Below are 22,334 nucleotides of genomic sequence, written 5' to 3' on the forward strand. Positions count from 1 at the left end.
GGGGGCGCTTGCGCGTCGCGAAATTTTGTGTGTACGCTGTAAAAAATAGATCGACCCATCTCATAAGGACGACTCCATGGCCTTGCCCCCCATTCTCGCAGAGCGCCTGCGCATCCCGGTGATCGGTTCGCCGCTGTTCATCATTTCCGGCCCGGAGCTGGTGATCGCGCAGTGCAAGGCGGGGATCGTCGGCTCGTTCCCGGCGCTGAACGCGCGCCCGGCGAGCCAGCTCGACGAGTGGCTGGCCCAGATCACCGAGGAACTGGCCGACTGGGATCGCAAGAATCCGGACCGTCCGTCGGCGCCGTTCGCGATGAACCAGATCGTCCACAAGACCAACGACCGCCTCGAGCACGATGTCGAGATGGCCGTGAAGTACAAGGTGCCGGTGACCATCACCTCGCTGGGCGCGCGCGAAGACGTGAACCAGGCGATCCACTCCTACGGCGGCGTGGTGCTGCACGATGTCATCAACGACCGCTTCGCCCGCAAGGCGGTGGAGAAGGGCGCCGATGGCCTGATCCCGGTGGCGGCCGGCGCCGGCGGCCACGCCGGTCACCTGTCGCCCTTCGCCTTGGTGCAGGAACTGCGCGAGTGGTTCGACGGTCCGATCGCGCTGTCGGGTTCGATCGCTAACGGCGCCGCCATCCTGGGAGCCCAGGCGATGGGCGCGGACCTCGCCTACATCGGCTCGGCGTTCATTGCGACGCAGGAAGCCAACGCCCAGCAGGGCTACAAGGACATGATCGTGGCCAGCAACGGCGACGACATCGTCTATTCGAACCTGTTCACCGGCGTGCACGGCAACTATCTGCGGCCCTCGATTGAGGCGGCCGGCCTCGACCCGGACAACCTGCCGGAATCGGATCCGTCGAAGATGAGCTTCGGCTCGGGCGGCAACCAGAAGGCCAAGGCCTGGAAGGACATCTGGGGCTGCGGTCAGGGCATCGGCGCGGTCAAGGACATCCCGAGCGCCGGCGACATGATCGACCGCCTGGCGGCCGAATACGAAGCGGCTAAGGCCGCGCTGGCGGCGAAGACCTCGCTGACCCGCGGCAGCGCCCTGGCGATGGCCGCCGAGTAGCGCCAAAACGAAAGCGGCGGGAAGGTTTCCCTTCCCGCCGCCGCCGTGAACGCAGAGCGTTCGTCAGTCTTATCGGAACAGTCCGAGCAGGGTGCTCGACGACTGGTTGGCGATGCTGAGGGCCTGCACGCCAAGCTGTTGCTTGGTCTGCAGCGCCTGCAGTTTCGCACTTTCCTTCGCCAGGTCGGCGTCGACCAGGTTGCCGACACCGGCGTCCAGGGTGTCCTGGAGCTTCATGACGTTGGTCATGTGGGTGTCGAGCGCCTTGGCGCCGGTGCCGAGCTTCGAGAGGGCCGAGGAGACGTCCTGGATGGCGTCTTCCACTTCCTTCACGTCCGCCGAGTTCACCGTGCCGGTCAGCGTGCTCAGCGTCGCGGCGATCTTGGCGTTCGACTTCGACAGGTCCACGTGGGCGATGTCGATGGTCGCGGTGGCGTCGGCGTTGGCGATCGCCTTAATGCTCGAGCTGTTGCTCGAAGGCGTCGCGATTAGGTTCACGCCGTCGAAGGTGGCGTTGTTGGCGATCGTGTCGATCTGGTCGCGCAGCGAGGTGTATTCATCGCTGAGCGCCTGCTTCGACGCGGACGACAGACCCGCTTCAGTCGCCGCCAGGACCTTTTCCTTCATCTGGACGAGAATGTCCGAGATGGCGGTGCCGGCCGACATAGCGACGTCAGCCACCGACTGGCCGCGTTGCAGCGACGAGATGACCGAATTGAGCGAGGCAGATTCAGCGCGCTGGTTCTGGGCGATGGCCCAGATGGCGCCGTTGTCCTTGGCGGTGGCGATCTTCTGACCGGTGTTGATCCGGTTCTGAACGGTGCCAAGGTCCTTGTTAGTGGCGTTCAGGTTTTGGAGCGCGATCATCGCGCCCTTGTTCGTGTTGACCGAATTCAGCGACATACACGTGTTTCCTTTTCTCGGAGACCGACGTCATTTTGACTGCCGGAGGCGTTTTGCCTGCGTGACTCCAGAGCAAGGGGCGGGCCAGTTTGGGCCGTTAACCTCTTTTCGTTGATGCGCTTGAGCTTTTTCGTCGAGCGTCGTTCGCGGCGGGCGTTTGGGCCCGCCGGAAAGCGTCAAACACGGTAAATCTTGCCGGCCAGGAGCGGCAAAAACTGCGTGCTGAGGTGGGCAGGATCTGCCGGTCGGCGCCGACGATGCGGCGGATTGGTTCGCTTTCAGGTTTTCTAAGGACACAAAAAGCTCAAACCGCTGGCGTGGGGGCAGAGCCCCGACCATGCTCCGCGCGACTTTCGTTAGGAGCTTTCCATGGCGCAGGCGCGCAAACGCGGCGGCATCTTCGCCTCATTCGGGTTCCAGGTCCTGGCCGGCATGGCGCTCGGCCTGGGGCTGGGCCTGCTGGCGCGCGAGCTGGGCTCCGAGGCGGGGCAGCCTGGTCATGGATTGTCCGAGGCCCTGAGCCTCGCCGGATCGACCTTCGTCCAGCTCCTGCGCGTGCTGGTGCCGCCGCTGGTGTTCACGGCCATCGTCGCCAGCATCGCCAATTTGCGCCAGCTTCAGAACGCCGCTGCGTTGGTGTGGCGGACCTTGATGTGGTTCGCCGTCACGGCACTGATCGCGGTCAGCATCGGCATCGTCCTGGCCCTCGTGCTGAAGCCGGGGCTGAACACGACCGTGGCGGCGGCGGCCGCCGAGGTTCCACGCACCAGTGGCTCTTGGCTTGATTTCCTGACCGGGCTCGTGCCGTCGAACATGCTGGGCCTAGCCGCGTCCACGACGCTGACCGACGACGGAGCCAAGACGGCGCTGTCGTTCAACGTGCTGCAGATCGTGGTGATCTCGCTGGTCACCGGGATCGCGGCGCTGAAGTCGGGGGCCGCGGCCGAGCCGTTCCTGGCGTTCAACGGCTCGGCGCTGGCCATCGTCCGCAAGATTCTCTGGTGGGTCATCCGGCTCACTCCGATCGGCACCATCGGCCTGTTCGGCAACGCCGTAGCCCTGTACGGCTGGGATGCGCTCGCCCAGCTCGGGGCCTTCGCGGTGGCCGTGTACGCCGGGCTAGGTCTGGTGCTGTTCGTCGTCTATCCGACCTTGCTGGCGGCCAACGGTCTCAATCCTCTCAAGTTCTTCGCGGGAGCCTGGCCGGCGATCCAACTCGGCTTCGTCTCGCGCTCTTCGATCGGGACCCTGCCGGTCACCCAGACCGTCGCTGAGAGCGCGCTGGGCGTGCCGCGGTCATACGCGGCCTTCGCCGTGCCGTTGGGCGCGACGACCAAGATGGACGGCTGCGCGGCGATCTATCCAGCGGTCGCCGCGATCTTCGTGGCGCAGTTCTACAGCGTGCCTTTGGCGGTCAGTGACTACTTCCTGATCGTGTTCGTTTCGGTGATCGGGTCGGCCGCGACGGCCGGCCTGACTGGCGCGGTGGTGATGCTGACCCTGACGCTATCGACCTTGGGGCTGCCGCTCGAGGGCGTGGGGCTGCTGCTGGCCATCGACCCGATCCTCGACATGGGGCGAACTGCAACCAATGTCGCTGGTCAGGCGCTGGTCCCGACCCTGGTGGCCAAGCAGCAGGGCATGCTCGACATGGAGATCTACAACGCCGCGTCGGGCGACCTGCCGACCGAACCGGACGAAACGACGCAGCGCGCGGCCTGAGGCTGATCGCCGTCTGTCCAGCCGCGAATTCCGGCCCTAGGATTGGAACTGTTACGGGCGGAGGGCTTATGGGCGACGAGCAGCGGAAGGGTGACTGGCCGAGCGCCAGCGCCGGCGGCGAAGCGCTGCTTCAGGCAATGCTCGACGCCTCATCGATGCTGGCCGGCGTCGTGGAGCCGTTGGAGGACGACTACCGGTTCCTCATGGCCAATCGCGGCGCCTGCGAGTTCTATGGCTGCGCGCCGGGGACATTGAGCGGTCGCACGGGGCGCGACCTGGGCGTGTCGCCGGAACAGATTCAGGGTCGCCTCGAAGTGCTGCGCCGGGTGTTGGCCAATGGCGCGCCCGAGACCATCGAGTACTCGTTCCGCTTCCCCAACGGCCATCAGGCCTGGTTCCTCGGCACCTTCACGCCGTTCGCCGGCGCGGCGGGGCAGGTGGTGTTCATCATCATCGACATCACCGAGCAGCACGTCGCCCAGGTCGAGGCCGAGCGGCAGGGCGCGCGCTTGACGCTGGCGCTGAATGCGACCGAGCTGGGGCTTTGGGAGTACGATGTCGCCGCCGACCGCGTCGATTGGGACGGGCAGACGCGCCGAATGTTCGGCATGCCCGCCGAAGGCGAGCTGAACTACGCGACCTATGCCGCCGCGGTTCACTTCGAGGACTTCCCAGCGACACGCGACGCCTATGAAGCAGCGATGGCCGGAGAGAACGACGGCCACTACGTCGTCGAACATCGCACCACCGCCGCCGGGGATGGCGGTTCGGCGGTCTGGGTGCGCGGCGCGGCGCGGGTGTCGTTTGACGCCCAGGGCCGGCCGGTGCACGTGATCGGCACCTCGCAGGACATCTCCGCGCAGGTGGCGGCGCGCGAGCGCCAGAACCTGCTGCTCGGAGAACTGAACCACCGAGTGAAGAACAACATGGCGGCGGTGCAGGCGATCGCCTCGCAGACCCTGCGTGGGGCGCCGGACGATCCCGTCGCGTTCCGCGCTGCGTTCGACAGCCGCCTGCAGTCGCTGGCCCGCGGCCACGACCTGCTGACTCGCAACGTCTGGGAAGCGGCCGACCTGCGCGACGTGATCGAGGCGGCCTTGGCGCCGTTCGCGGCTGAGGGTTTCGCGATCTCCGGGCCCGAGGCGCCAGCGCCGCTGGATCCTGAAATGGCGGTCAACCTGGTGATGGTGCTGAACGAACTGGCCACCAACGCGGCCAAGTACGGGGCGCTGTCGGGGGCGGGCCGGGTATCGATCGTCTGGGGCGTTGACGGCGAGCGCCTGCAACTGCATTGGCGCGAACGCGGTGGCCCGCCGGTGGAGCCGCCGAAGCGCACGGGTTTCGGCACCCGCCTGACGCTCAGCGCGCTGCAGGCCTATGGCGGCACGGTCGAGCTGGGCTTTCCGCCCGAAGGGGCGGAATGCCGGATGACCGCCGTGCTGGCCCGGCGCTAGGAAATCAGCGTCGCCTGCAGCGTGATCTCTGCGTTGAGCAGCCGCGAGACCGGGCAGTTCTTCTCGGCCATGCGGGCGAGTTCGTCGAACTTGACCTGATTGATCCCGGGCACCTTGGCCTGGAGCGTCAGCGCCGAACGATCGATCTTGAAGCCCTCGCCGTCCGGGACCAGCGACACCGTGGCCTCGGTGGTCAGCTCTTCAGCCGCAAGGCCTGCGCGCTGGATGAGGAAGGCGAGCTGCATCGTGAAGCAGCCGGCGTGGGCGGCGGCGATCAGCTCTTCCGGGTTGGTGCCGGGAGTGTCCTCGAAGCGGGTCTTGAAGCTGTAGGGCGTTGAGGACAGGACCCCGGAATCGGTGGTCAGGTCGCCGTCGCCGTCACGACCGGTTCCACGCCAAACCGCACGCGCCTTACGGATCATAGCTCGCCTCCTGAATGGGATCGCCCCTTGGCGGGCGGATAACGCCGCAGGCGGCGATTGGATCACCGGCGGCGGTTCATCTCGTCTCCGGCGTCGCGGGGCAGGGGGATGAAGAAGGCGAGCGAGATCAGAGTGATCAGGCCGGTGACGACGAAGGCCGGGGAGATCGCCGCGGCCGTGAGGTGATCCTCGCCGCGGGCGACCATGAAGAAATGCATCAGCGATGCAGCCAGGCCGATGCCGATCGACTGCACCAGCTGCTGGACCATCGAGGAGGTCGTCGACGCGCGGCTCATGCGGTCCTGGCCGATGTCGGCGAAGGCGAGGCCGTTGAGGCTGGTGAAGTGCAGCGAGCGGAAGAAGCCGCCGATCCCAAGGATCAGCAGGATCAGCCAGTGCGGAGTGGTCGGCGTGAACAGGCCATAGGCGACGAAGCTGACGGCGACGATCAGGGCGTTGACGATCAGCACCGTGCGGAACCCGAAGCGACGCAGGATCGGCGGCGCGGTCGTCTTCATCACCAGGGCTCCGGCCGCGGAGATGAAGGTCATCAGGCCGGCCTGAAGCGCCGACAGGCCGAAGCCGATCTGGAGCAGCATGGCCAGCATGAACGGGGTCGCCCCCATGGCGATGCGCATGAAGGCGCCGCCGATGACCGAGGCGCGGAAGGTCTGCAGCCTGAAGACCGAGAGGTCGAGGATGGCGTGCGGATTGCCGCGGGCGTGGCGCCAGTAGACGACCAGCGCTGCCAGGCCGCCGAAGAACATCGACGCCACGAGGACGTCGGGCAGCAGCCCGCGGCCAAGGTTCTCGAAGCCGAAGATCAGGCCGGCGAGCCCGAGGCCGGTGAGCAGGGTGCCCTTCCAATCGATGGGCGAGACCTCCTGCTCCTTGACGTTGGGCACGTAGCGCATGACCAGCAGCACGCCCACGACGGCCACCGGGATGCTCAGGAAGAAGATCCAGCGCCAGTCGGCGAAGGTGACGATCGCGCCGCCGATGATCGGACCGATGACCGGACCGAGCAGGGCCGGCATGGTCATCACCGACATCGCGCCGACCAGTTCCTCCTTGGGAGTGGTGCGCAGCAGGACGAGCCGGCCAACGGGCATCATCATCGCCCCGCCCATGCCCTGGAAGATCCGCGCGATGACCAGCTGGGTGAGGTCCTGGGCGAAGCCGCACGCAGCCGACGCCAGCGCGAAGAGCACCATCGAGACCATGAAGACCCGCTTGGCCCCGAACTTGTCGGCGACCCAGCCGCTGATCGGCAGGAAAACCGCCGAAGCCAGCAGGAACATGGTGATCGCGAGGTTCAGGCGCAGGGGCGGCTCGCCCAGCGCGACGGCCATGGTCGGCAGAGCATTGGCGATCACCGTCGCATTCATGGTCTGCATGAGCATGGCCGACCCGATGATCGCCGGGATCACCCAGCCGCGGGTCGTCGCCGTGGAGCCTGTCTCATGGATCGGTTGGTCGACGGGGCTCACGGTTCGCACTCCAGGAGTTTCAGCAGCGGCGCGCCGGCGGCGGCCAAGGCCGCGCGGTCCTCCGGCGAAAGGCGGGCCAGACGGATGGCCAGCCAGTCATTGCGCCGCTGGCGGACCGCGTCGACCTGGGCCTCGCCCAGCGGCGTGATGCGCAGGCCCGAGCGGCGCCCGTCCTGCGCATCGTCGATGCGTAGGATCCAGCCGGCCGCTTCGAGGCGCTTGATGTGTCCGCTCATGCTGGGGCGCGAGATCTGCTCGGCCAGGGCCAGCTCGCTGACCCCGACGCCGGGGTGTCGGCGGATGTGACCGAGGATCAGGGCGTCTAGCGCCGAACTGCCGGCCCGCTGGGCCTCCTGGCGTAGGCGGCGCGCCACGCGCAGCAGCGGCGCGCGCAGATTGTCGGCGAGGCCTAGAGTCTCGGGCGAGTTCGGCATGGCGATTTAGTTAGGTTGGCGAACTATCTATGTCAAATGCACGATTAACGGGAACGAGTCCGCGCGCTCGCGAATTGAGGGAGTGGGCTGGTTGAGGGCAAGCGTGAGGCAAGACGATGAGCGCCAATCAAGGCTTACCGTCCGACCTGATGTTCCGCCTCGCCGCAGAAGTGCGCGGCGCGACGCGGCGAATGTCGCGTGAACAGGTGTTGGATCTGGCGGACATGCTGCACGACGAAATCAGGTCGCGCCGGGAGGTGCGGTCCTGGCGACCGGCTCGAGGCCGGGCGGCGAGCGGACGCTGCTAGGGCGCGAGCGCGCGACGCGCCTGGCGCACGCCGGCAGCGAGCGCGCGGGCCTGGGCTGACAATTCGTCGAGGACCTGGAGCCGCCACTCAGTTGTCTCACCCCGGGCGGCGCCGGCGCGGGCTCGCTCAGCGGTGGTGAAGGCTTCGCGGGCTGCAGTCTGAGAAAAGGCGATCGCGGCCACGAACCCGCCATCTGAGCTGGCGCGCCAGGCCTGCCGCGCCGTGAGGCGCGCCTGAGCGCGGGCACGCAGTGTCGCGGGCGGGCAGGCTGCGGGAGCGTCCGGCGTCATTCCCGACCAGGCGACGCCCCGGGCGCGGAATAGTTCGCGTCGTGCGAGCGTCATCCGCGCCGCCTCGGCGGCGGCTTCCGCGACGATCAGGTTTTCAAGTTCGGTCATACAGAAAATGTATATTATATACATTATCCCGCAATCGAAACCTCGGGCCGCAACTCAGCCTTCGCTGATGATGATCCGGCGCGCCTGGAAGGGCGGAATGATCGCAGTGATGTGGGCCGCCCAGCGCAGGCGCGCATCGTGGCGCGTCGGGCCGGCGAGGCTCTCGAGGTCGTAGAGACCAGGCCCGGAACCGCGTAGCAGGCGCTTGACCAGCACTTCGTCGGTGTCGGTCTCGACGACGACGACGTGGCCCAGCATGTCGAGACTTGGCGAACTGCGCTGATCCTCGAAGTAGATCAGGGCGCCGTCGTCGGCCAAGCCGCGCATGGAGTGTCCGGAAACCCTTAGCGCCACAGCCTTCTCCGTGCCGCCGGGCGGGATTGGGGCGAGCTCTCCGCTGCCCTGGCCGGTGGCCAGCAGCACGTCGCCTTCGGGATTGGCGCCGACCCTGCCGATGATAGGGGCGAGACCTTCCGACCCCGTCGACCGCATTGGTCCGGCTGCGTCGTAGAGCCATTCGGGCCGCACGCCGAAGGCGGCCGCGTACTCCTTGGCGCGACGATACGAGAACGGCGCGTTGCCGTTTTCGTTGGACGAGTAGGTGTTCCGGTTCCAGCCGAAGGCGTCGGCCGCCGCTGCGGCCGTCTCATAGCCTTGCTCGATGCGGGCCAGCCGCAGGCGCTGGAAACGATCGTCCATAGGCGGCTTCTAGCCGAGCCTGTGTGTAAAATAAATACAGAATCCGCTTGCCCGTTCACTGTATGTTCCATACATTTTCGCCATGGGACACGAAACGCAGCCGAGAGGCGCCCCCACGGGCCAAGAATATACAACCCTACGACAAATCGGGACGTCGCCGACGCGCGCCATGGTAGAGCTCGCCGTCGCGCCGCGAGAGGCGCGCCGGCTTGAGGCGCACTTCCGAGCCCGTCCGCCCTGGGGCGGCGACATCCAGGTTCCGCGCTTTGCTCGCCATGACCGGCACGTCGCCGACGTCATGGCGCAGGGCGGCTTCTGCGCCTTCTCCGAGCGCCGGGTCGGCAAGGAGGGCGTCGCGGTCTGCCTGCCGCTGACGTGGCCGAAATGAACCCGGCGATCGCCGATGTGGTGACGCACGCGCTGCGCACCCTGCCGCCGGAGACGCGCGGGCGCTTCCTGCGCGATCTGATGGCGACCGCCGCCGCCGGCCTGACCGCGCTGGAGGGCGAACGCGCGTGCGGCGAGGCGGTCTATCGCCTGGCCGACGCCGTCGTCGGGGTCGGCGCCGAGCAATCCGAAACGAGAGGGAGGGAAGGGTGAGCCGAGCAGCTTATCTGGCGCGCCTGGAGCGCGAGCGCCTGGCGCGGGTCGCGCAGCAGGGCCGGGCGCGGCTGGAAGCCCGCCAGGTCGCCGAGGGCGTGGTCGAAACGATCGCGCTGTCGGTGGCGCGCGGTGCAGAGTTCGAAGCGCCGCCGTCGGCGCCTGGAGAGCGGCAGCGCCCGTATCGCCGGTTGGCCGGGTTGGAGTGGCTGTCGCGCAAGGGCCGGCTGACCACCGCCCAGAAGGCGGCGGGCGAGCGCTATGGGCGTTGCTACCGCGTGGCCCAGGGCGAGGTGGCGATCGCCTCGACACTGGACGTCAGGCCGGGCGGGGCGGCCGAGACGCCGTTGACCGCGGTGATCGCGCGCGCCGAGGCCAATGCGCGGGCGCGCGATGCGCTGAACATCTATCGCGAAACCCTGCGGCGCCAGCCGTCGCTGGTCGCCGCCTGCGACATGATCTGCGGCGAGGAACTCACGCCGCGCGAGGCCGTGCATGGCGGGGACCGGGAAATCTACCGGCTTGAGGCGGTGCTGGAGGTGGCTTTGGACATGCTAGCGGCCGAGAAAGCTGCATAAGTTCCTATTTTGTTCTTGACCCTCACCGGGATTTTGGTAAGCTTTGGGAGGGCAAGAGCGTGACTTCGCGGGCCGTGACGCCGAGTTTCGGTCGTCCACGTCCGAGCGATCGAGGCGGCTGTTCAGGCGATGACGCTAGACGCTCAAGCACTTCGCTCAAACTGCCCCGCAGATCGAGATCGACTTGCCGGCCGGACGTGTCGTTGAAGACCAATACGTGGGATTCGCCTGCGTCGAATGCAGCCTTTACTGCCGGGGCGACGGTGGAAAGCGACCCAGAGGCGAGCCTACGGGCTCCGGCGAATGCGGTATGCGTGTCGGGCATCGTCGACGTCTTTCTCACAAAATAACCCGGGCATAAATAGGTGTTGGGCGTGTTGCGAGCGTAGCTGATGCGCAATCAGCCACGACAAAGGCAAGAATTGCCTCGACCGGCGGCTAGGATGACGGCCGACTCGGCCTGCCGTGCGGGCCTGTGCTTTCCTGGGGGCGTTTCAGCATGCGCATATTCCTGCGGGCCATTCTTCTCGCTTCAGCCCTGTCCGCCGCCAGCATCGCGACGAACACCCTGGCGGCTTCAGCTGTCGCCCCAGTGCTCACGACGCCGGATGCCAAGGACGTGCGTTCGTACGCACGGCCGCTCGTCGCGCGTGTGACGCACGTTGATCTCGATCTGACGGCCGACTTCGATGCGAAGACCATGAGCGGGCAGGCCGCCATGGACGTTCTCGCGGCGCCTGGGGCCAAGGAGATCGTGCTCGATACGCTGGGGCTGACCGTCAGCAAGGTGACGGACGGAGCTGGACGTGATCTGGCCTGGAAGCTCGGCGCATCGGATGCGGAGCTAGGGGCGCCGCTGACCGTGCAGCTGAACGGCGCCAAACGGATCGTCGTCCACTATGCATCCAGCCCTGGCGCGCGCGCGCTTCAGTGGCTGTCGCCGTCGCTGACTGCTGGGAAGGCCAAGCCCTACCTGTTCAGCCAAGGCCAAGACATCAACAACCGTAGCTGGATCCCGACGCAAGATAGCCCGGGGATTCGGCAAACCTGGACGGCGCGGGTCGTTGTTCCAAACGACCTTGTGGCGGTGATGAGCGGCGCTCGGCTAACGCCGAATGGCGAGCCGGCCGGCGAGGGCAAGCACGCTTATCGCTTCCGGATGGACAACTCGGTGCCTCCGTATCTGATCGCCCTGGCCGTCGGCGACCTGTCCTTCCGGGAGCTCGGCCCGCGTACGGGCGTCTACACCGAGCCGTCGATGATGGATCGGGCCGCGGCGGAACTGGTTGATACCGAGAAGATGGTGACCACCGCGGAGGCGCTCTACGGACCGTACCGCTGGGGCCGTTATGACGTGCTCGTGCTGCCGCCGTCGTTCCCGTTCGGAGGAATGGAGAACCCAACCCTCACATTCCTGACCCCGACCTTCATTACCGGCGACCGGGCCAATGTCGGCCTCGTGGCGCACGAGCTGGCGCATAGCTGGTCCGGCAATCTGGTGACCAATGCGACCTGGCCGGACAGCTGGCTGAACGAGGGCTTCACCACCTACTTCGAGAACCGGATCATGGAGGCGCAGTACGGCGCGCCTCGAGCTGAGATGGAGGCCGATCTCGATTGGGACGGGATGCAGGCGGACATCGCGGAGGTCGGCGGTCCGACCGCCGAAGCCACCAAGCTCTATGGGGATGTCGGCGGGCAGTTGGCTTATTTTAAGGGCGCGACGTTCTTGCGGACGATCGAGAGGACGGTCGGCCGCGAGCGCTGGGACGCCTATCTCACCTCGTACTTCGATCGCCACGCGTTCCAGCCGCAAACCACGGCCGGCTTCCTGAAGGATTTACGCGCCAATCTCATCAAGGGCGACAAAGGGTTGGAGGACAAACTCCAGCTTGACCGCTGGGCGTATGGAGCGGGCCTTCCCGATAATGCCGTGCACGTTAAGTCCGAGGCGCTTGCACGTGTCGACGCCCAGGTCGCCGCATTCAAGCAGGGCGCGCCGGCGTCGCAACTGACCACGTCGGCCTGGACGACTCAGGAGTGGTTGCGGTTCCTGAACAGCCTTCCGAGGCAGCTTTCCAAGGCGCAGCTCGACGACCTGGACGGAACCCTCAAGCTCTCGGCGTCCACGAACAGCTACATCCGATCGGCCTGGCTCGAACTCGCAATCGCCAATCGATACGAACCGGCGGTTCCCGCCCTCGAAGAGTTCCTTACGTCGGTCGGTCGCGGCCTCTTCCTGCGTCCGCTCTATGCCGGCCTGATGAAACAAGGCGACTGGGGCCGTCCGATCGCAGTTCGCATCTTCCAGGAAGCGAAACCGACGTATCATCCGACCGTAGCGTCGAGCCTCGAACGTCTTGTGTCTGGCGGCTGACCGGAGCAGCGAATGCAAAAGTTGATCGGCGTATTTCTGGCTTTCGCGCTGACCGCCCCGGCGGCGGCGCAGGACGCGAACACGGAGTTTTTCGCGCGCAACGCAAAAGCCCCGGGCGTCAAGACGATCCCGGGCATTCAGTACAAGGTCCTCAAGTCCGGACCTGAGAAGGGCGCGCACCCAACGCGCTCGTCGACGATCAAGGTGCGCTACGAAGGCAAGTTCCTGGATGGCCGCGTGTTCGACTCGTCGAGGAACGATCCGGAGGGCGCGGTGACGTTTCCGCTCGGCAAGCTGATCCCCGGCTGGGTGACCGTGCTGCCTCTGATGCGGCCAGGTGACGAGTGGGTGATCTACATGCCGCCAGAGTACGCCTATGGGCCCGCGGGCAAGGATATGATCCCGGCCAACACGCCGCTGGAGTTTCGGATCGAGCTTGTCGAGGTCGTCGGCTAGACGCGCGTCAGTTCCGCCACCAGCCACGCGCCGTCGACGAGGTGCGTCTTGTGCTCGCCTTCGATGAGTACGACGTCCTCTGGCTGGAGGCGGTCAGGGCCCATGGGAGCCGGGGTCCGGGCGAGCAGGATCGTGACGTCCGCCTGGATGTGGAGTTCCGCTGGTCCGTCAACTCTATGAACACGGGCCGCCCAGCGGCCTCTTCGGACCATCACGTTGAAGTCGCGCAGCGCCCCGCCCGACAGCGCGGCGCTGCAGGGCGCATCGCCTGCGAAGGAGAGCGGCGGCGCCGAGGCGTCGAGCCTGACGGGCGCTTGCCCATCGAACTCTAGTTCAAGAGCGCCGCCTTCGAGCACCGTGAGCACGCGGTCAACACCCTCGAACACGGAGAACGGTCCTTCCGACGCGACTTCGGCGATGCTGGCGCGCCACTCGAAATCGGCAAGCGACGCGTCGACCGGCCAGGCGGCCACCTCCCAGGTCCGGCCTCCACCGTTCTTCCATGGCGTCGGCGTGCGGTCCACGGCGCGAAGTATGCGCATCAGCCTAGGATGCCCGGCAGGTCGAGGGACTTCTCGCGGGCGACGTCGAGCGCGATGTCGTAGCCGGCGTCCGCATGCCGCATCACCCCGGTCGCCGGGTCGTTCCACAGCACGCGTTCGATACGCTTGGCGGCCGCGTCCGTGCCGTCGCAGACGATGACCATGCCCGAGTGCTGGGAGAAGCCCATCCCCACTCCGCCGCCATGATGGAGCGAGACCCAGGTAGCGCCGGACGCGGTGTTCAGCAGCGCGTTGAGCAGCGGCCAGTCGGAGACCGCGTCGGAGCCGTCGCGCATGGCTTCGGTCTCGCGGTTGGGGGAGGCGACGGAGCCTGAGTCCAGATGATCGCGGCCAATGACGACGGGCGCCTTGAGTTCGCCCTTTGCGACCATCTCATTGAAGGCCAGTCCGAGACGGTGGCGATCGCCGAGCCCCACCCAGCAGATCCGCGCAGGCAGGCCCTGGAACTTGATCTTTTGGGCCGCCATGTCGAGCCAGTTGTGCAGATGGGCGTTGTCCGGAAGGAGCTCCTTCACCTTGGCGTCGGTTTTGTAGATGTCCTCAGGATCGCCGGAGAGCGCAGCCCAGCGGAAGGGGCCGATGCCGCGGCAGAACAGCGGGCGGATGTAGGCGGGTACGAAGCCAGGGAAATCGAAGGCGTTGGCGACGCCTTCCTCCTTGGCCATTTGGCGGATGTTGTTGCCGTAGTCGACGGTCGGGACGCCGGCGGCCTGGAAATCGAGCATCGCCTGGACGTGCTCGGCCATGGAGGCGCGAGCGGCTTCCTCGACCTGCTTGGGATCCTGGTCGCGCATGGCGTACCAGCGCTCCAGGCTCCAGCCCTTCGGCAGGTAGCCGTTCACCGGGTCATGGGCCGACGTCTGGTCGGTCAACAGATCCGGCCGCACGCCACGAGCCAGCAACTGCGGCAGCAACTCGGCGGCGTTGCCTAGCAAGCCCACCGAGATCGGGGTCTTGTCGGCACACGACTGCTCGATCCAGGCCAGAGCCTCATCGAGGTTGTCAGTCGAGCGATCAAGGTAGCCTGTGCGAAGGCGCATTTCGATGCTGGAAGGCTGGCACTCGATGGCGAGGCAGGACGCGCCCGCCATGACCGCGGCGAGCGGTTGAGCTCCACCCATGCCGCCGAGGCCTGCGGTAAGAAGCCAGCGGCCCGACAGGTCGCCGTCATAGTGCTGGCGGCCCATCTCCACGAACGTCTCGTACGTGCCCTGCACGATGCCCTGGGCGCCGATGTAAATCCACGAGCCGGCGGTCATCTGGCCGTACATCGCCAGGCCCTTGCGATCGAGCTCGTTGAAGTGATCCCAGGTCGCCCAGCGCGGGACCAGGTTCGAGTTGGCGATCAGCACGCGCGGAGCATCCGCGTGGGTGCGAAACACGCCCACGGGCTTGCCGCTCTGGACGAGCAGCGTCTGATCGTCTTCGAGGCGGCGAAGGGTCTCGACGATCTTGTCGAAACTCTCCCAGTCGCGCGCCGCGCGCCCGATGCCGCCGTAGACCACCAGCTCTTCAGGGCGCTCGGCGACGTCGGGATGCAGGTTGTTCATCAGCATGCGCAACGGCGCTTCGGTCAGCCAGCTCCTGGCGGACAGCTCCGTTCCGGTCGCGGGGCGGATCACGCGGGTCTTGTCGAGACGGGTCATTTCGGGTGCTCAGGCTTGGGCGAAGGCGATGCAGGCCTTCAGGACGTTGGTTAGAACGGCGCGCATTGGCTCGGCTTGGATCGGCGAGTAGGGCGCGGGCCAGTTGGCGCTCGTCGGCGGCTCGGCCGGATCGTCCATGTAGCCGCGGCAGGCGAGCTCCATCTGGATCGCGTGGACGCCGGCCTCAGGGCGGCCGTAGTGCCGGGTGGTCCAGCCGCCTTTGAAGCGGCCGTTGGTCACCTGTGTGAACCTGGGGTTCGTGCAGGCCGTCTCGACCGCCGCCGCAAGGTCTGGAGAGCAGCTCGCGCCGCTGTTCGTGCCAAGATTGAAGTTGGGCAACTCGCCTTCGAACAGTCGTGGGATGCGCGAGCGGATCGAGTGGGCCTCGTAAAGGACGACGGTCCCACGAGCCTGCTGCAGCCGCTCGATCTCTTGGGCCAGCGTCGCGTGATAGGGCTCGAAGTAGGCGGTGCGCCGGCGGGCGATCTCGCTCTCGCTGGGCGCGCCATCTCGGTAGAGCGGCTCGCCGTCGAACGTCGTCGTGGGGCAAAGTTCGGTGGTGGCTTGGCCGGGATAGAGCGAAGCGCCGCTGGGATCGCGGTTCACGTCGATCACGCTGCGGCTGATCGCAGTCCGAATGGTGGTCGCGCCTAGTCCCTGCGCGAAGTCGTAAAGACGATGGATCCACCAGTCGGCGTCCTTCCGCGCCAGCCATGGGGACGTCAGCTCCGCTTCGACGTCAGCGGGAAGATCCGTGCCCGTGTGGGGAAAGCTCACAATCAGCGGCGCTTCGCCGCGCCGAACCTCCAGCCAGTCCATCAACCGACACCCGGCAGGCCGACGGCGTTGGCGGCCGCGATGACAGCGCCCGAGCGTACGAGGTCGTTGGCCGCCTGCATGTCGGGGTGGAAGTGGCGGTCGTCACCAAGGTGCGGAACGCGCGCGCGCAGGGAGGCGCGGACAGTCTCAAGCGTCTGGCTTGACGCCAGGGGGGCGTGGAAGTCGCAGCCCTGGGCACCGGCCAGCAACTCGATCCCCAACACGCCGACAACATTCTCCGCCATCCCTAGCAGCCGCCGCGCGCCATGCGCGGCCATCGAGACGTGATCCTCCTGGTTGGCCGAGGTGGGGATCGAGTCGACGCTGGCCGGGTAGGCCTTTTGCTTGTTCTCAGACACGAGCGCCGCGGCGGTCACCTGCGGGATCATGAAGCCTGAGTTCAGGCCAGGCTTGGGCGTCAGAAACGCCGGCAGGCCTGAGAGCGCTGGGTCGACGAGCATGGCGACCCGGCGCTCGGAGAGCGATCCGATCTCGCAGATCGCCAGCGCGATCATATCGGCGGCGAACGCCACCGGTTCGGCGTGGAAGTTGCCGCCCGACAGCGCTTCGTCCGTATCCGGGAAGATCAGAGGATTGTCGGACACGCCGTTCGCCTCGGTCGCAAGCGTCGATGCGGCCTGGCGAAGGACCTCGAGCGCCGCGCCCATGACCTGGGGCTGGCAGCGGAGGCAATATGGGTCCTGCACCCGTTCGTCGTCCTTCAGGTGCGAGGCTCGGATTGCGGAGCCGGCCATCAAGGAGCGCAGTGCGTCGGCTGTCTCGATTTGGCCGGCGTGCCGGCGCAAGGCATGGATACGGTGATCGAATGGGGTGTCGGAGCCCTTCGCGGCTTCCGTCGATAGTGCGCCCGTGACGAGCGCAGTCTGGAACAGCAATTCGGCCTCGAACAGCCCAGCGAGCGCGTTGGCGGTCGAGAACTGCGTTCCGTTCAGCAACGCCAACCCCTCCTTCGGTCCGAGGGTAAGCGGGGCGAGACCGACTTCGGCCAAAGCATCCCGCGCGGTACGACGCGCGCCGGCCACGAAGATTTCTCCGACTCCGATCATGGTCGCGGCCATGTGCGCCAGCGGCGCCAGATCGCCGGATGCACCCACCGATCCTTGCGCCGGAATGACCGGGGTCAGCCCCTTCGCCAGCATGGCTTCGAGCAGGGCGGTGGTCGCGGGTCGAACGCCGGAAGCTCCCTGTGCAAGACTGGCGAGCTTCAGGGCGAGCATCAGCCGCGTGACTGGGACCGGGGAAGGCTCGCCAAAGCCGGCGGCGTGCGAGAGCACGATGTTCCGCTGCAAGGTCTCAAGGTCGGCAGCGTCGATGCGGACGCTGGCCAGCTTTCCAAAGCCGGTGTTGATGCCGTAGACCGGCTCGCCCTTGGCCAGGATACGCTCGACGGCCGCGGCGCTTTGCGCGATCGCCGTGTTCGATGCGGAATCCAGACGCACCTCAGCGCCGCGATAGATCGCGCGCCATTCGGCCAGGCTCACGTCGGCCGGGCGCAGCACCACACAGTTCATTTTCCGCTCCACACGCGCGCATGGAGCGGGTTGAACCCCATGCGATAGACAAGTTCAGCTGGGCGCTCGATGTCCCAGATGGCGAGGTCGCAGGCCTTGCCGGCCTCCAAGGTTCCGGTCTCGCCGAGCAATCCCAGCGCGCGCGCGGCCTCGCGGGTCACGCCGGCCAGGCACTCGTCCACGGTCAGGCGAAACAGCGTCGCGCCCATGTTCATGGTCAGCAGCAGCGAGGTGAGGGGCGAGGTGCCCGGATTGCAGTCGCTTGCCAGGGCGATCGGCACGCCGGATCCGCGTAGCTCGGCGATCGGGGGCAGGCGCGTCTCGCGGACGAAGTAGAAGGCGCCGGGCAGCAGGGTCGCCACGACGCCGGCGCGCGCCATGGCGGCGACGCCTTCCATATCCAGGTGCTCCAGGTGATCGGCCGAAAGGGCCCCGAACTCAGCCGCTAGGGCGGCTCCATGCTGGTTCGAGAGCTGCTCGGCATGCAGCTTCACAGGCAGGCCATGGGCGCGTGCGGCCTCGAAGACCCGGCGGGTCTGGGCGGGCGTGAAGCCAATGTCTTCGCAGAACGCATCGACGGCGTCGGCAAGGCCGTCCGCCGCGATGGCGGGGATCATGCGTTCACAAATGTCCTGGATGTAGCCGTCAGCGTCGCCCGACCACTCAGGCGGTAGGGCGTGCGCGCCGAGAAAGGTGGTGGTGATCCGCACCGGCCGCTCGGTTGCGAGCCGCCTTGCAACCTTCAGGCATTTCATTTCGTGCTCGAGTGACAGGCCGTAGCCAGACTTCACCTCGATGGTCGTCGCGCCTTCCGCGATAAGTGCGTCGAGGCGTGGTATTGCGGCAGCCACGAGATCGTCTTCGCTGGCGGCGCGGGTGGCGCGCATCGTTGAGACAATGCCGCCGCCGGCGCGGGCGATGTCCTCGTAGGACGCCCCGGCCAGCCGCATCTCGAATTCCTGGGCGCGGTCGCCTCCGAAGATCAGATGCGTGTGCGGATCGATCAGGCCCGGCGTGATCCAACGACCTTCGCAGTCGATCGTTTCGTCAGCGGTTAGCGCGGGGGCGTCGTTGGCGCAGCCGGCGTAGAGTATGCGGCCGTCGCGTGAGGCGATGACGCCGCCTTCGATCTCGCCGACCCCCGGGTGATCGGGCGCAAGAGTCGCCAGCCGAGCGTCGGTCCAGAGCCGGTCGCATCGCATGTTCGCCTCCTTCCCCTTCGTTCCAATTATGTATAGACATATGTCCGAGCGAGGAGGCTTGTCCAGTGGCGGATCACTCTCAAACGATCTGGTTCGAAAGTGCGTTGCTGACGACCGGCTGGGCGCGGAACGTCCGCCTCTCATTGCGGGACGGCCTCATCGTGCGCGTCGAGGCCGAAGTTGAGCGCGATGCCGGTGAGCAGGCCTATGGCCCGGCCTTCCCGGGACTACCGAACCTGCATAGCCACGCCTTTCAGCGGGGGATGGCGGGTCTTGCGGAAGTCCGCGGCCCCTCGGCCGACAGCTTCTGGACCTGGCGCGAAGTCATGTACCGGTTCACCGAACGTCTACGGCCCGACGATCTGCAGGCGATCGCCGCGCAGGCCTATGTCGAGATGCTCGAGGGGGGCTTCACGCGGGTCGGGGAGTTTCACTACCTCCATCACGCTGCCGGCGGCGTTCCGTTCGACAACCCGGCCGAGATGGCGCTCGCGATCGTCGCGGCGGCAGGGGAGACCGGCCTGGGATTGACGCTGCTGCCAGTGTTCTATGCCCATGCCGGGTTTGGCGGCGCGCCGCCGACGGCGGGGCAGGCGCGCTTCATCAACGACCTCGACAGCTTCGCGCGATTGCTTGAGGCCAGCCAGGCCGCGATCGCATCGCTGACCAATGGAGTGGTCGGCGTGGCGCCGCACAGCCTCCGCGCGGTGACGCCGGGCGAACTATCGGCGTTGGTCCGTATGGCGGGCGCGGCGCCGATCCATATCCACATCGCCGAGCAGACCAAGGAGGTCGACGACTGTCTCGCCTGGTCGGGCGCTCGGCCGGTCGAGTGGTTGCTGGAGAACGCTTCCGTTGGTGGGAACTGGTGCCTCGTCCATGCCACTCACATGACCTCGGCCGAGACGCGCTCGATGGCCCGAAGCGGCGCGGTGGCGGGTTTGTGTCCCATTACCGAGGCCAATCTTGGCGACGGGATATTTCCTGCAGTCGAGTTCATGGCGGCGGGCGGTCGGTATGGCGTCGGTTCGGACTCCAACGTGCTGATCGATGCTCCCGAGGAACTGCGGCTGTTGGAATATGGCCAGCGGCTGACTCGCCGGACCCGCAACGTGCTGGCCGGCGACGCCGGAGGCGCCACCGGGGCCGACATTTATCGCGCAGCCGCCTTCGGTGGAGCGCAGGCGCTCGGGCATGCACCGGCGGTGCTCGCCGAGGGAGCGCCAGCAGACATCGTCAGTCTTGATCCGAACCATCCGGCCCTCGCCGCACGCCGTGAGGACGCCGTTCTGGACAGCTACGTCTTCGCCGGCCGCAGGGACATGATCGACGGCGTCTGGCGGGCGGGCGCGAAGCTGGTCACTAATGGCCGCCATTACCGGCGGGCCGAGATCGCGGCTCGTTACCGCAAGGCCCTGGAGTACGTGCTCGCGTGACCAAGCCCGCTTCCGTCGGGGAGGCCGATGCTCCGGCCGCCCTGCACCAACGGATTCGCACCGACATCGAGGCCAAGATTCTCTCGGGCGAACTCGGGCCGGGGGATCGGATCCCCTTCGAGCATGAGCTGACGATCCAATACGGATGTTCGCGAATGACGGTCAGCAAGGCGATCTCTGCCCTGGCCGAAGCCGGACTGATCGAGCGCCGACGTCGCGCCGGTTCATTCGTCGCGCGGCCACGCGTGCATTCGGCGGTTCTCGACATTCCTGATCTGCGCGCCGAAATCGAAGGCCGGGGACAGGCCTACCGGTTCGAACTGATCGCCTGCGTTCAGCGCGCTGCAGACGGCGCCGACGAAGCCGAGCTGGCGGGCGGCCGAACGCTGTTGGCGCTGCGCGGCGTGCACTTCGCCGACACAAGGCCGTTTTCGCTGGAGGACCGGCTGATCAGCATGCGCGCCGCGCCTGAGGCGGCCCGCATCGACTTTGCTGAGATATCGCCCGGCGCCTGGCTTCTGGAGCACATCCCGTGGACGGAAGCCGAGAACCGCATCTCGGCCCTAGCCGCCGACGCGGAAGCTGCGCGTCTGCTGGCGGTTCCGCCGAAGACCGCCTGCCTGGCGGTCGAGCGCAGGACGTGGCGCGCCGGGGTCGGCGTCACCCGCGTACGCCAGTTGTTCCCCGGTGAGGCCTACGATCTCGTCGCGCGCTTCGGGCCCTCGCGCGGCTGAGCTTGCCAAGGCGGTCCGCCCGCGCCAAGTCGGTGCGGTGACGACGCTCCTTTGGTTCCGCGGCGACCTCCGCCTCGCCGACAATCCCGCGCTCGCTGTGGCGATAGCGAACGGCGGCCGCGTCGTGCCCGTATTCATCCTCGACGACGAGGACGCGGGCCGTTGGCGGGCTGGCGGCGCCTCGCGGTGGTGGCTGCATAATTCGCTCACGGCGTTGGCCGCCGATCTTGCGATGCGGGGCTCGCGGTTGATCCTGCGACGTGGCCCGGCGGAGCGCGAGATCGCACGCCTCTTGGCCGAGACCGGCGCCGACTCCGTAGTTTGGAACCGTCGCTATGAGCCGTGGGCCGTAGCGCGCGACGAGCGTCTCAAGGCGACGCTCAAGGAACGGGGCGTCGCTGCGCGCAGCTGCAACGCCGGCCTGCTGCGCGAGCCGTGGGAGGTCATGAACGGCAAGGGCGAACCCTATCGCGTGTTCACGCCGTTCTGGAGGGCGCTCCGAGCCGGCCTCGAACTGCCGACCCCGATTGAGGCTCCGCAACAGATCGCTGCGCTGGACAAGTGGCCGGCGAGCGAGGCCTTCGCGGACTGGTCGCTGTCGCCCTCGCGTCCCGATTGGGCTGGCGGACTGCGCGAGACCTGGACGCCGGGCGAGGCCGGCGCGCACGAGCGGCTCGACGCCTTCGCCGGCCGTGTCAGCCTGGAGTACCGCGAGGCACGCAATCTGCCGGGTAGGGAAGGGACCTCGCGGCTTTCGCCGCATCTGCATTTCGGTGAGGTCGGTCCGCGTCAGGTCTGGCGAGCGCTGACTGCTGCGGCGCTGGCGGAGACCGGCGATCTGATGCCGTCGGGCGTCGAGGTCTTCCTGTCTGAGATCGCCTGGCGTGAGTTCTCCCACCACCTATTGTTCAGCGCGCCGCACCTTCCCGAGCAGCCGCTCCGGCCGGACTTCGCCGCCTTTCCCTGGGCGAGCGATCCGGCGGGGCTGACCGCCTGGCGGAAGGGACAGACCGGTTATCCGATCGTCGATGCGGGGATGCGCCAGCTCTGGACCACCGGATGGATGCACAACCGTGTGCGCATGATCGTCGCCTCGTTTCTGATCAAGCACCTGCTGATCGATTGGCGCGAGGGGCAGGCGTGGTTCTGGGATACGTTGGTCGACGCGGACCTGGCCAACAACGCCGCGAGCTGGCAGTGGGTGGCGGGCTCGGGCGCAGACGCCTCGCCCTACTTCCGTATCTTCAATCCGGTCACCCAGGGTCAGAAGTTCGACCCTGACGGCGCCTACGTGCGCCGCTGGGTTCCGGAGCTCTCTGGCCTTCCCGACAAGGTTTTGCATGCGCCGTGGACGGCGCGGCCGATCGAACTCGCCGACGGCGGAGTTCGCCTGGGCGTCGACTATCCCCTCCCGATTGTCGATCACGCGAGGGCCCGCGCGCGGGCCCTCGAAGCCTACGCCTCAACGCGGGCCTAG

General features: G+C 67.1%; 24 protein-coding genes. 12 read left to right on the forward strand and 12 right to left on the reverse strand.

The genetic code is table 11. The features are described 5' to 3' along the window. Positions 1–76: 76 nt before the first annotated feature. Positions 77–1,084 (forward strand): NAD(P)H-dependent flavin oxidoreductase, encoded by a 1,008-nt coding sequence (locus tag ACSQ2H_RS06940; protein WP_436060708.1) that lies wholly within the window; start codon positions 77–79, stop codon positions 1,082–1,084. Between the two features lie 69 nt (positions 1,085–1,153). On the opposite strand, the gene ACSQ2H_RS06945 is transcribed toward ACSQ2H_RS06940, so the two are convergent. Continuing rightward, positions 1,154–1,987 (reverse strand): flagellin, encoded by an 834-nt coding sequence (locus tag ACSQ2H_RS06945; RefSeq protein ID WP_436060709.1) that lies wholly within the window; start codon positions 1,985–1,987, stop codon positions 1,154–1,156. Positions 1,988–2,356: 369 nt separating this feature from the next. On the opposite strand from ACSQ2H_RS06945, the gene ACSQ2H_RS06950 reads away from it, so the two are divergent. Further along, the gene (locus ACSQ2H_RS06950) at positions 2,357–3,709 is read left to right on the forward strand and encodes a dicarboxylate/amino acid:cation symporter (protein ID WP_436060710.1); all 1,353 of its coding nucleotides are present in this window, start codon (positions 2,357–2,359) and stop codon (positions 3,707–3,709) included. A gap of 68 nt (positions 3,710–3,777) precedes the next feature. Then, complete coding sequence (locus tag ACSQ2H_RS06955; RefSeq protein WP_436060711.1) at positions 3,778–5,163, forward strand: sensor histidine kinase; 1,386 nt, start codon at positions 3,778–3,780, stop codon at positions 5,161–5,163. Here the strand turns inward: ACSQ2H_RS06955 and ACSQ2H_RS06960 are convergent. The 3 genes from ACSQ2H_RS06960 to ACSQ2H_RS06970 form a co-directional block, all read right to left on the reverse strand. Beyond that, positions 5,160–5,585: an OsmC family protein gene (locus ACSQ2H_RS06960; protein ID WP_436060712.1), complete on the reverse strand. Its 426-nt coding sequence runs from the start codon at positions 5,583–5,585 to the stop codon at positions 5,160–5,162. The two genes, ACSQ2H_RS06955 and ACSQ2H_RS06960, sit on opposite strands and share 4 nt — an antisense overlap. 62 nt (positions 5,586–5,647) lie before the next feature. Then, positions 5,648–7,075: an MFS transporter gene (locus ACSQ2H_RS06965; RefSeq protein ID WP_436060713.1), complete on the reverse strand. Its 1,428-nt coding sequence runs from the start codon at positions 7,073–7,075 to the stop codon at positions 5,648–5,650. Continuing rightward, on the reverse strand, positions 7,072–7,509 hold the full coding sequence (locus ACSQ2H_RS06970; protein ID WP_436060714.1) for a MarR family winged helix-turn-helix transcriptional regulator: 438 nt from the start codon (positions 7,507–7,509) through the stop codon (positions 7,072–7,074). The genes ACSQ2H_RS06965 and ACSQ2H_RS06970 overlap by 4 nt, the downstream gene beginning before the upstream one ends. A 116-nt stretch (positions 7,510–7,625) precedes the next feature. Between ACSQ2H_RS06970 and ACSQ2H_RS06975 the strand changes: the two genes are divergently transcribed. Then, positions 7,626–7,817, forward strand: a complete 192-nt coding sequence (locus ACSQ2H_RS06975) for a hypothetical protein (RefSeq protein ID WP_436060715.1) — start codon at positions 7,626–7,628, stop codon at positions 7,815–7,817. On the opposite strand, the gene ACSQ2H_RS06980 is transcribed toward ACSQ2H_RS06975, so the two are convergent. Both ACSQ2H_RS06980 and ACSQ2H_RS06985 read right to left on the reverse strand, forming a co-directional pair. Continuing rightward, on the reverse strand, positions 7,814–8,215 hold the full coding sequence (locus ACSQ2H_RS06980) for a hypothetical protein (protein WP_436060716.1): 402 nt from the start codon (positions 8,213–8,215) through the stop codon (positions 7,814–7,816). The genes ACSQ2H_RS06975 and ACSQ2H_RS06980 overlap by 4 nt on opposite strands. A gap of 54 nt (positions 8,216–8,269) precedes the next feature. Beyond that, positions 8,270–8,914 carry a S24 family peptidase gene (locus ACSQ2H_RS06985; RefSeq protein ID WP_436060717.1) on the reverse strand — a complete coding sequence of 215 codons (645 nt, stop codon included), beginning with the start codon at positions 8,912–8,914 and terminating at the stop codon, positions 8,270–8,272. Between the two features lie 169 nt (positions 8,915–9,083). Between ACSQ2H_RS06985 and ACSQ2H_RS06990 the strand changes: the two genes are divergently transcribed. Genes ACSQ2H_RS06990 through ACSQ2H_RS07000 form a run of 3 tightly spaced genes read left to right on the forward strand, consistent with a single transcriptional unit; the run spans position 9,084 to position 10,092 of the window. Then, positions 9,084–9,302, forward strand: coding sequence for a hypothetical protein (locus tag ACSQ2H_RS06990; RefSeq protein ID WP_436060718.1), 219 nt, complete (start codon positions 9,084–9,086; stop codon positions 9,300–9,302). After that, positions 9,299–9,514, forward strand: coding sequence for a hypothetical protein (locus ACSQ2H_RS06995; RefSeq protein ID WP_436060719.1), 216 nt, complete (start codon positions 9,299–9,301; stop codon positions 9,512–9,514). Before ACSQ2H_RS06990 ends, ACSQ2H_RS06995 begins: the two co-directional genes overlap by 4 nt. Next, positions 9,511–10,092, forward strand: coding sequence for a hypothetical protein (locus ACSQ2H_RS07000; protein WP_436060720.1), 582 nt, complete (start codon positions 9,511–9,513; stop codon positions 10,090–10,092). Before ACSQ2H_RS06995 ends, ACSQ2H_RS07000 begins: the two co-directional genes overlap by 4 nt. Before the next feature lie 22 nt (positions 10,093–10,114). On the opposite strand, the gene ACSQ2H_RS07005 is transcribed toward ACSQ2H_RS07000, so the two are convergent. Continuing rightward, complete coding sequence (locus tag ACSQ2H_RS07005) at positions 10,115–10,417, reverse strand: DUF2239 family protein (RefSeq protein ID WP_436063553.1); 303 nt, start codon at positions 10,415–10,417, stop codon at positions 10,115–10,117. Between the two features lie 174 nt (positions 10,418–10,591). Between ACSQ2H_RS07005 and ACSQ2H_RS07010 the strand changes: the two genes are divergently transcribed. Together ACSQ2H_RS07010 and ACSQ2H_RS07015 are read left to right on the forward strand one after the other, a co-directional pair. Continuing rightward, positions 10,592–12,469, forward strand: a complete 1,878-nt coding sequence (locus ACSQ2H_RS07010) for a M1 family metallopeptidase (RefSeq protein WP_436060721.1) — start codon at positions 10,592–10,594, stop codon at positions 12,467–12,469. A 12-nt stretch (positions 12,470–12,481) separates the two neighbouring features. Continuing rightward, positions 12,482–12,925 carry an FKBP-type peptidyl-prolyl cis-trans isomerase gene (locus ACSQ2H_RS07015; RefSeq protein ID WP_436060722.1) on the forward strand — a complete coding sequence of 148 codons (444 nt, stop codon included), beginning with the start codon at positions 12,482–12,484 and terminating at the stop codon, positions 12,923–12,925. Here ACSQ2H_RS07015 and ACSQ2H_RS07020 read toward each other — a convergent pair. The 5 genes from ACSQ2H_RS07020 to hutI are packed head-to-tail and all read right to left on the reverse strand — an operon-like array spanning position 12,922 to position 18,687. After that, the gene (locus ACSQ2H_RS07020) at positions 12,922–13,467 is read right to left on the reverse strand and encodes a HutD/Ves family protein (RefSeq protein ID WP_436060723.1); all 546 of its coding nucleotides are present in this window, start codon (positions 13,465–13,467) and stop codon (positions 12,922–12,924) included. The two genes, ACSQ2H_RS07015 and ACSQ2H_RS07020, sit on opposite strands and share 4 nt — an antisense overlap. Next, on the reverse strand, positions 13,467–15,134 hold the full coding sequence (hutU, locus tag ACSQ2H_RS07025; protein WP_436060724.1) for a urocanate hydratase: 1,668 nt from the start codon (positions 15,132–15,134) through the stop codon (positions 13,467–13,469). Before hutU ends, ACSQ2H_RS07020 begins: the two co-directional genes overlap by 1 nt. A 9-nt stretch (positions 15,135–15,143) precedes the next feature. After that, positions 15,144–15,953, reverse strand: a complete 810-nt coding sequence (hutG, locus tag ACSQ2H_RS07030) for an N-formylglutamate deformylase (protein WP_436060725.1) — start codon at positions 15,951–15,953, stop codon at positions 15,144–15,146. Next, the gene (gene hutH, locus ACSQ2H_RS07035; RefSeq protein WP_436060726.1) at positions 15,953–17,485 is read right to left on the reverse strand and encodes a histidine ammonia-lyase; all 1,533 of its coding nucleotides are present in this window, start codon (positions 17,483–17,485) and stop codon (positions 15,953–15,955) included. The genes hutG and hutH overlap by 1 nt, the downstream gene beginning before the upstream one ends. Then, positions 17,482–18,687, reverse strand: coding sequence for an imidazolonepropionase (gene hutI, locus ACSQ2H_RS07040; protein ID WP_436060727.1), 1,206 nt, complete (start codon positions 18,685–18,687; stop codon positions 17,482–17,484). Before hutI ends, hutH begins: the two co-directional genes overlap by 4 nt. Before the next feature lie 65 nt (positions 18,688–18,752). Here hutI and ACSQ2H_RS07045 point away from each other — a divergent pair, with 65 nt between their 5' ends. The 3 genes from ACSQ2H_RS07045 to ACSQ2H_RS07055 are packed head-to-tail and all read left to right on the forward strand — an operon-like array spanning position 18,753 to position 22,334. Beyond that, positions 18,753–20,123 carry a formimidoylglutamate deiminase gene (locus tag ACSQ2H_RS07045; protein WP_436060728.1) on the forward strand — a complete coding sequence of 457 codons (1,371 nt, stop codon included), beginning with the start codon at positions 18,753–18,755 and terminating at the stop codon, positions 20,121–20,123. Then, positions 20,120–20,857 (forward strand): histidine utilization repressor, encoded by a 738-nt coding sequence (gene hutC, locus ACSQ2H_RS07050; RefSeq protein ID WP_436060729.1) that lies wholly within the window; start codon positions 20,120–20,122, stop codon positions 20,855–20,857. Before ACSQ2H_RS07045 ends, hutC begins: the two co-directional genes overlap by 4 nt. 37 nt (positions 20,858–20,894) lie before the next feature. After that, positions 20,895–22,334, forward strand: coding sequence for a cryptochrome/photolyase family protein (locus tag ACSQ2H_RS07055; protein ID WP_436060730.1), 1,440 nt, complete (start codon positions 20,895–20,897; stop codon positions 22,332–22,334).

The organism is Phenylobacterium sp. LjRoot97 (assembly GCF_964254345.1).
Taxonomy (GTDB): domain Bacteria; phylum Pseudomonadota; class Alphaproteobacteria; order Caulobacterales; family Caulobacteraceae; genus Phenylobacterium.

Coding starts and splice junctions, on each gene's coding strand:
- ACSQ2H_RS06940 (WP_436060708.1), top strand. CDS start 77: ATGGCCTTGCCCCCCATTCTCGCAGAGCGCCTGCGCATCCCGGTGATC.
- ACSQ2H_RS06945 (WP_436060709.1), bottom strand. CDS start 1,987: ATGTCGCTGAATTCGGTCAACACGAACAAGGGCGCGATGATCGCGCTC.
- ACSQ2H_RS06950 (WP_436060710.1), top strand. CDS start 2,357: ATGGCGCAGGCGCGCAAACGCGGCGGCATCTTCGCCTCATTCGGGTTC.
- ACSQ2H_RS06955 (WP_436060711.1), top strand. CDS start 3,778: ATGGGCGACGAGCAGCGGAAGGGTGACTGGCCGAGCGCCAGCGCCGGC.
- ACSQ2H_RS06960 (WP_436060712.1), bottom strand. CDS start 5,585: ATGATCCGTAAGGCGCGTGCGGTTTGGCGTGGAACCGGTCGTGACGGC.
- ACSQ2H_RS06970 (WP_436060714.1), bottom strand. CDS start 7,509: ATGCCGAACTCGCCCGAGACTCTAGGCCTCGCCGACAATCTGCGCGCG.
- ACSQ2H_RS06975 (WP_436060715.1), top strand. CDS start 7,626: ATGAGCGCCAATCAAGGCTTACCGTCCGACCTGATGTTCCGCCTCGCC.
- ACSQ2H_RS06980 (WP_436060716.1), bottom strand. CDS start 8,215: ATGACCGAACTTGAAAACCTGATCGTCGCGGAAGCCGCCGCCGAGGCG.
- ACSQ2H_RS06985 (WP_436060717.1), bottom strand. CDS start 8,914: ATGGACGATCGTTTCCAGCGCCTGCGGCTGGCCCGCATCGAGCAAGGC.
- ACSQ2H_RS06990 (WP_436060718.1), top strand. CDS start 9,084: ATGGTAGAGCTCGCCGTCGCGCCGCGAGAGGCGCGCCGGCTTGAGGCG.
- ACSQ2H_RS06995 (WP_436060719.1), top strand. CDS start 9,299: ATGAACCCGGCGATCGCCGATGTGGTGACGCACGCGCTGCGCACCCTG.
- ACSQ2H_RS07005 (WP_436063553.1), bottom strand. CDS start 10,417: ATGCCCGACACGCATACCGCATTCGCCGGAGCCCGTAGGCTCGCCTCT.
- ACSQ2H_RS07010 (WP_436060721.1), top strand. CDS start 10,592: ATGCGCATATTCCTGCGGGCCATTCTTCTCGCTTCAGCCCTGTCCGCC.
- ACSQ2H_RS07015 (WP_436060722.1), top strand. CDS start 12,482: ATGCAAAAGTTGATCGGCGTATTTCTGGCTTTCGCGCTGACCGCCCCG.
- ACSQ2H_RS07020 (WP_436060723.1), bottom strand. CDS start 13,467: ATGCGCATACTTCGCGCCGTGGACCGCACGCCGACGCCATGGAAGAAC.
- hutU (WP_436060724.1), bottom strand. CDS start 15,134: ATGACCCGTCTCGACAAGACCCGCGTGATCCGCCCCGCGACCGGAACG.
- hutG (WP_436060725.1), bottom strand. CDS start 15,953: ATGGACTGGCTGGAGGTTCGGCGCGGCGAAGCGCCGCTGATTGTGAGC.
- hutH (WP_436060726.1), bottom strand. CDS start 17,485: ATGAACTGTGTGGTGCTGCGCCCGGCCGACGTGAGCCTGGCCGAATGG.
- hutI (WP_436060727.1), bottom strand. CDS start 18,687: ATGCGATGCGACCGGCTCTGGACCGACGCTCGGCTGGCGACTCTTGCG.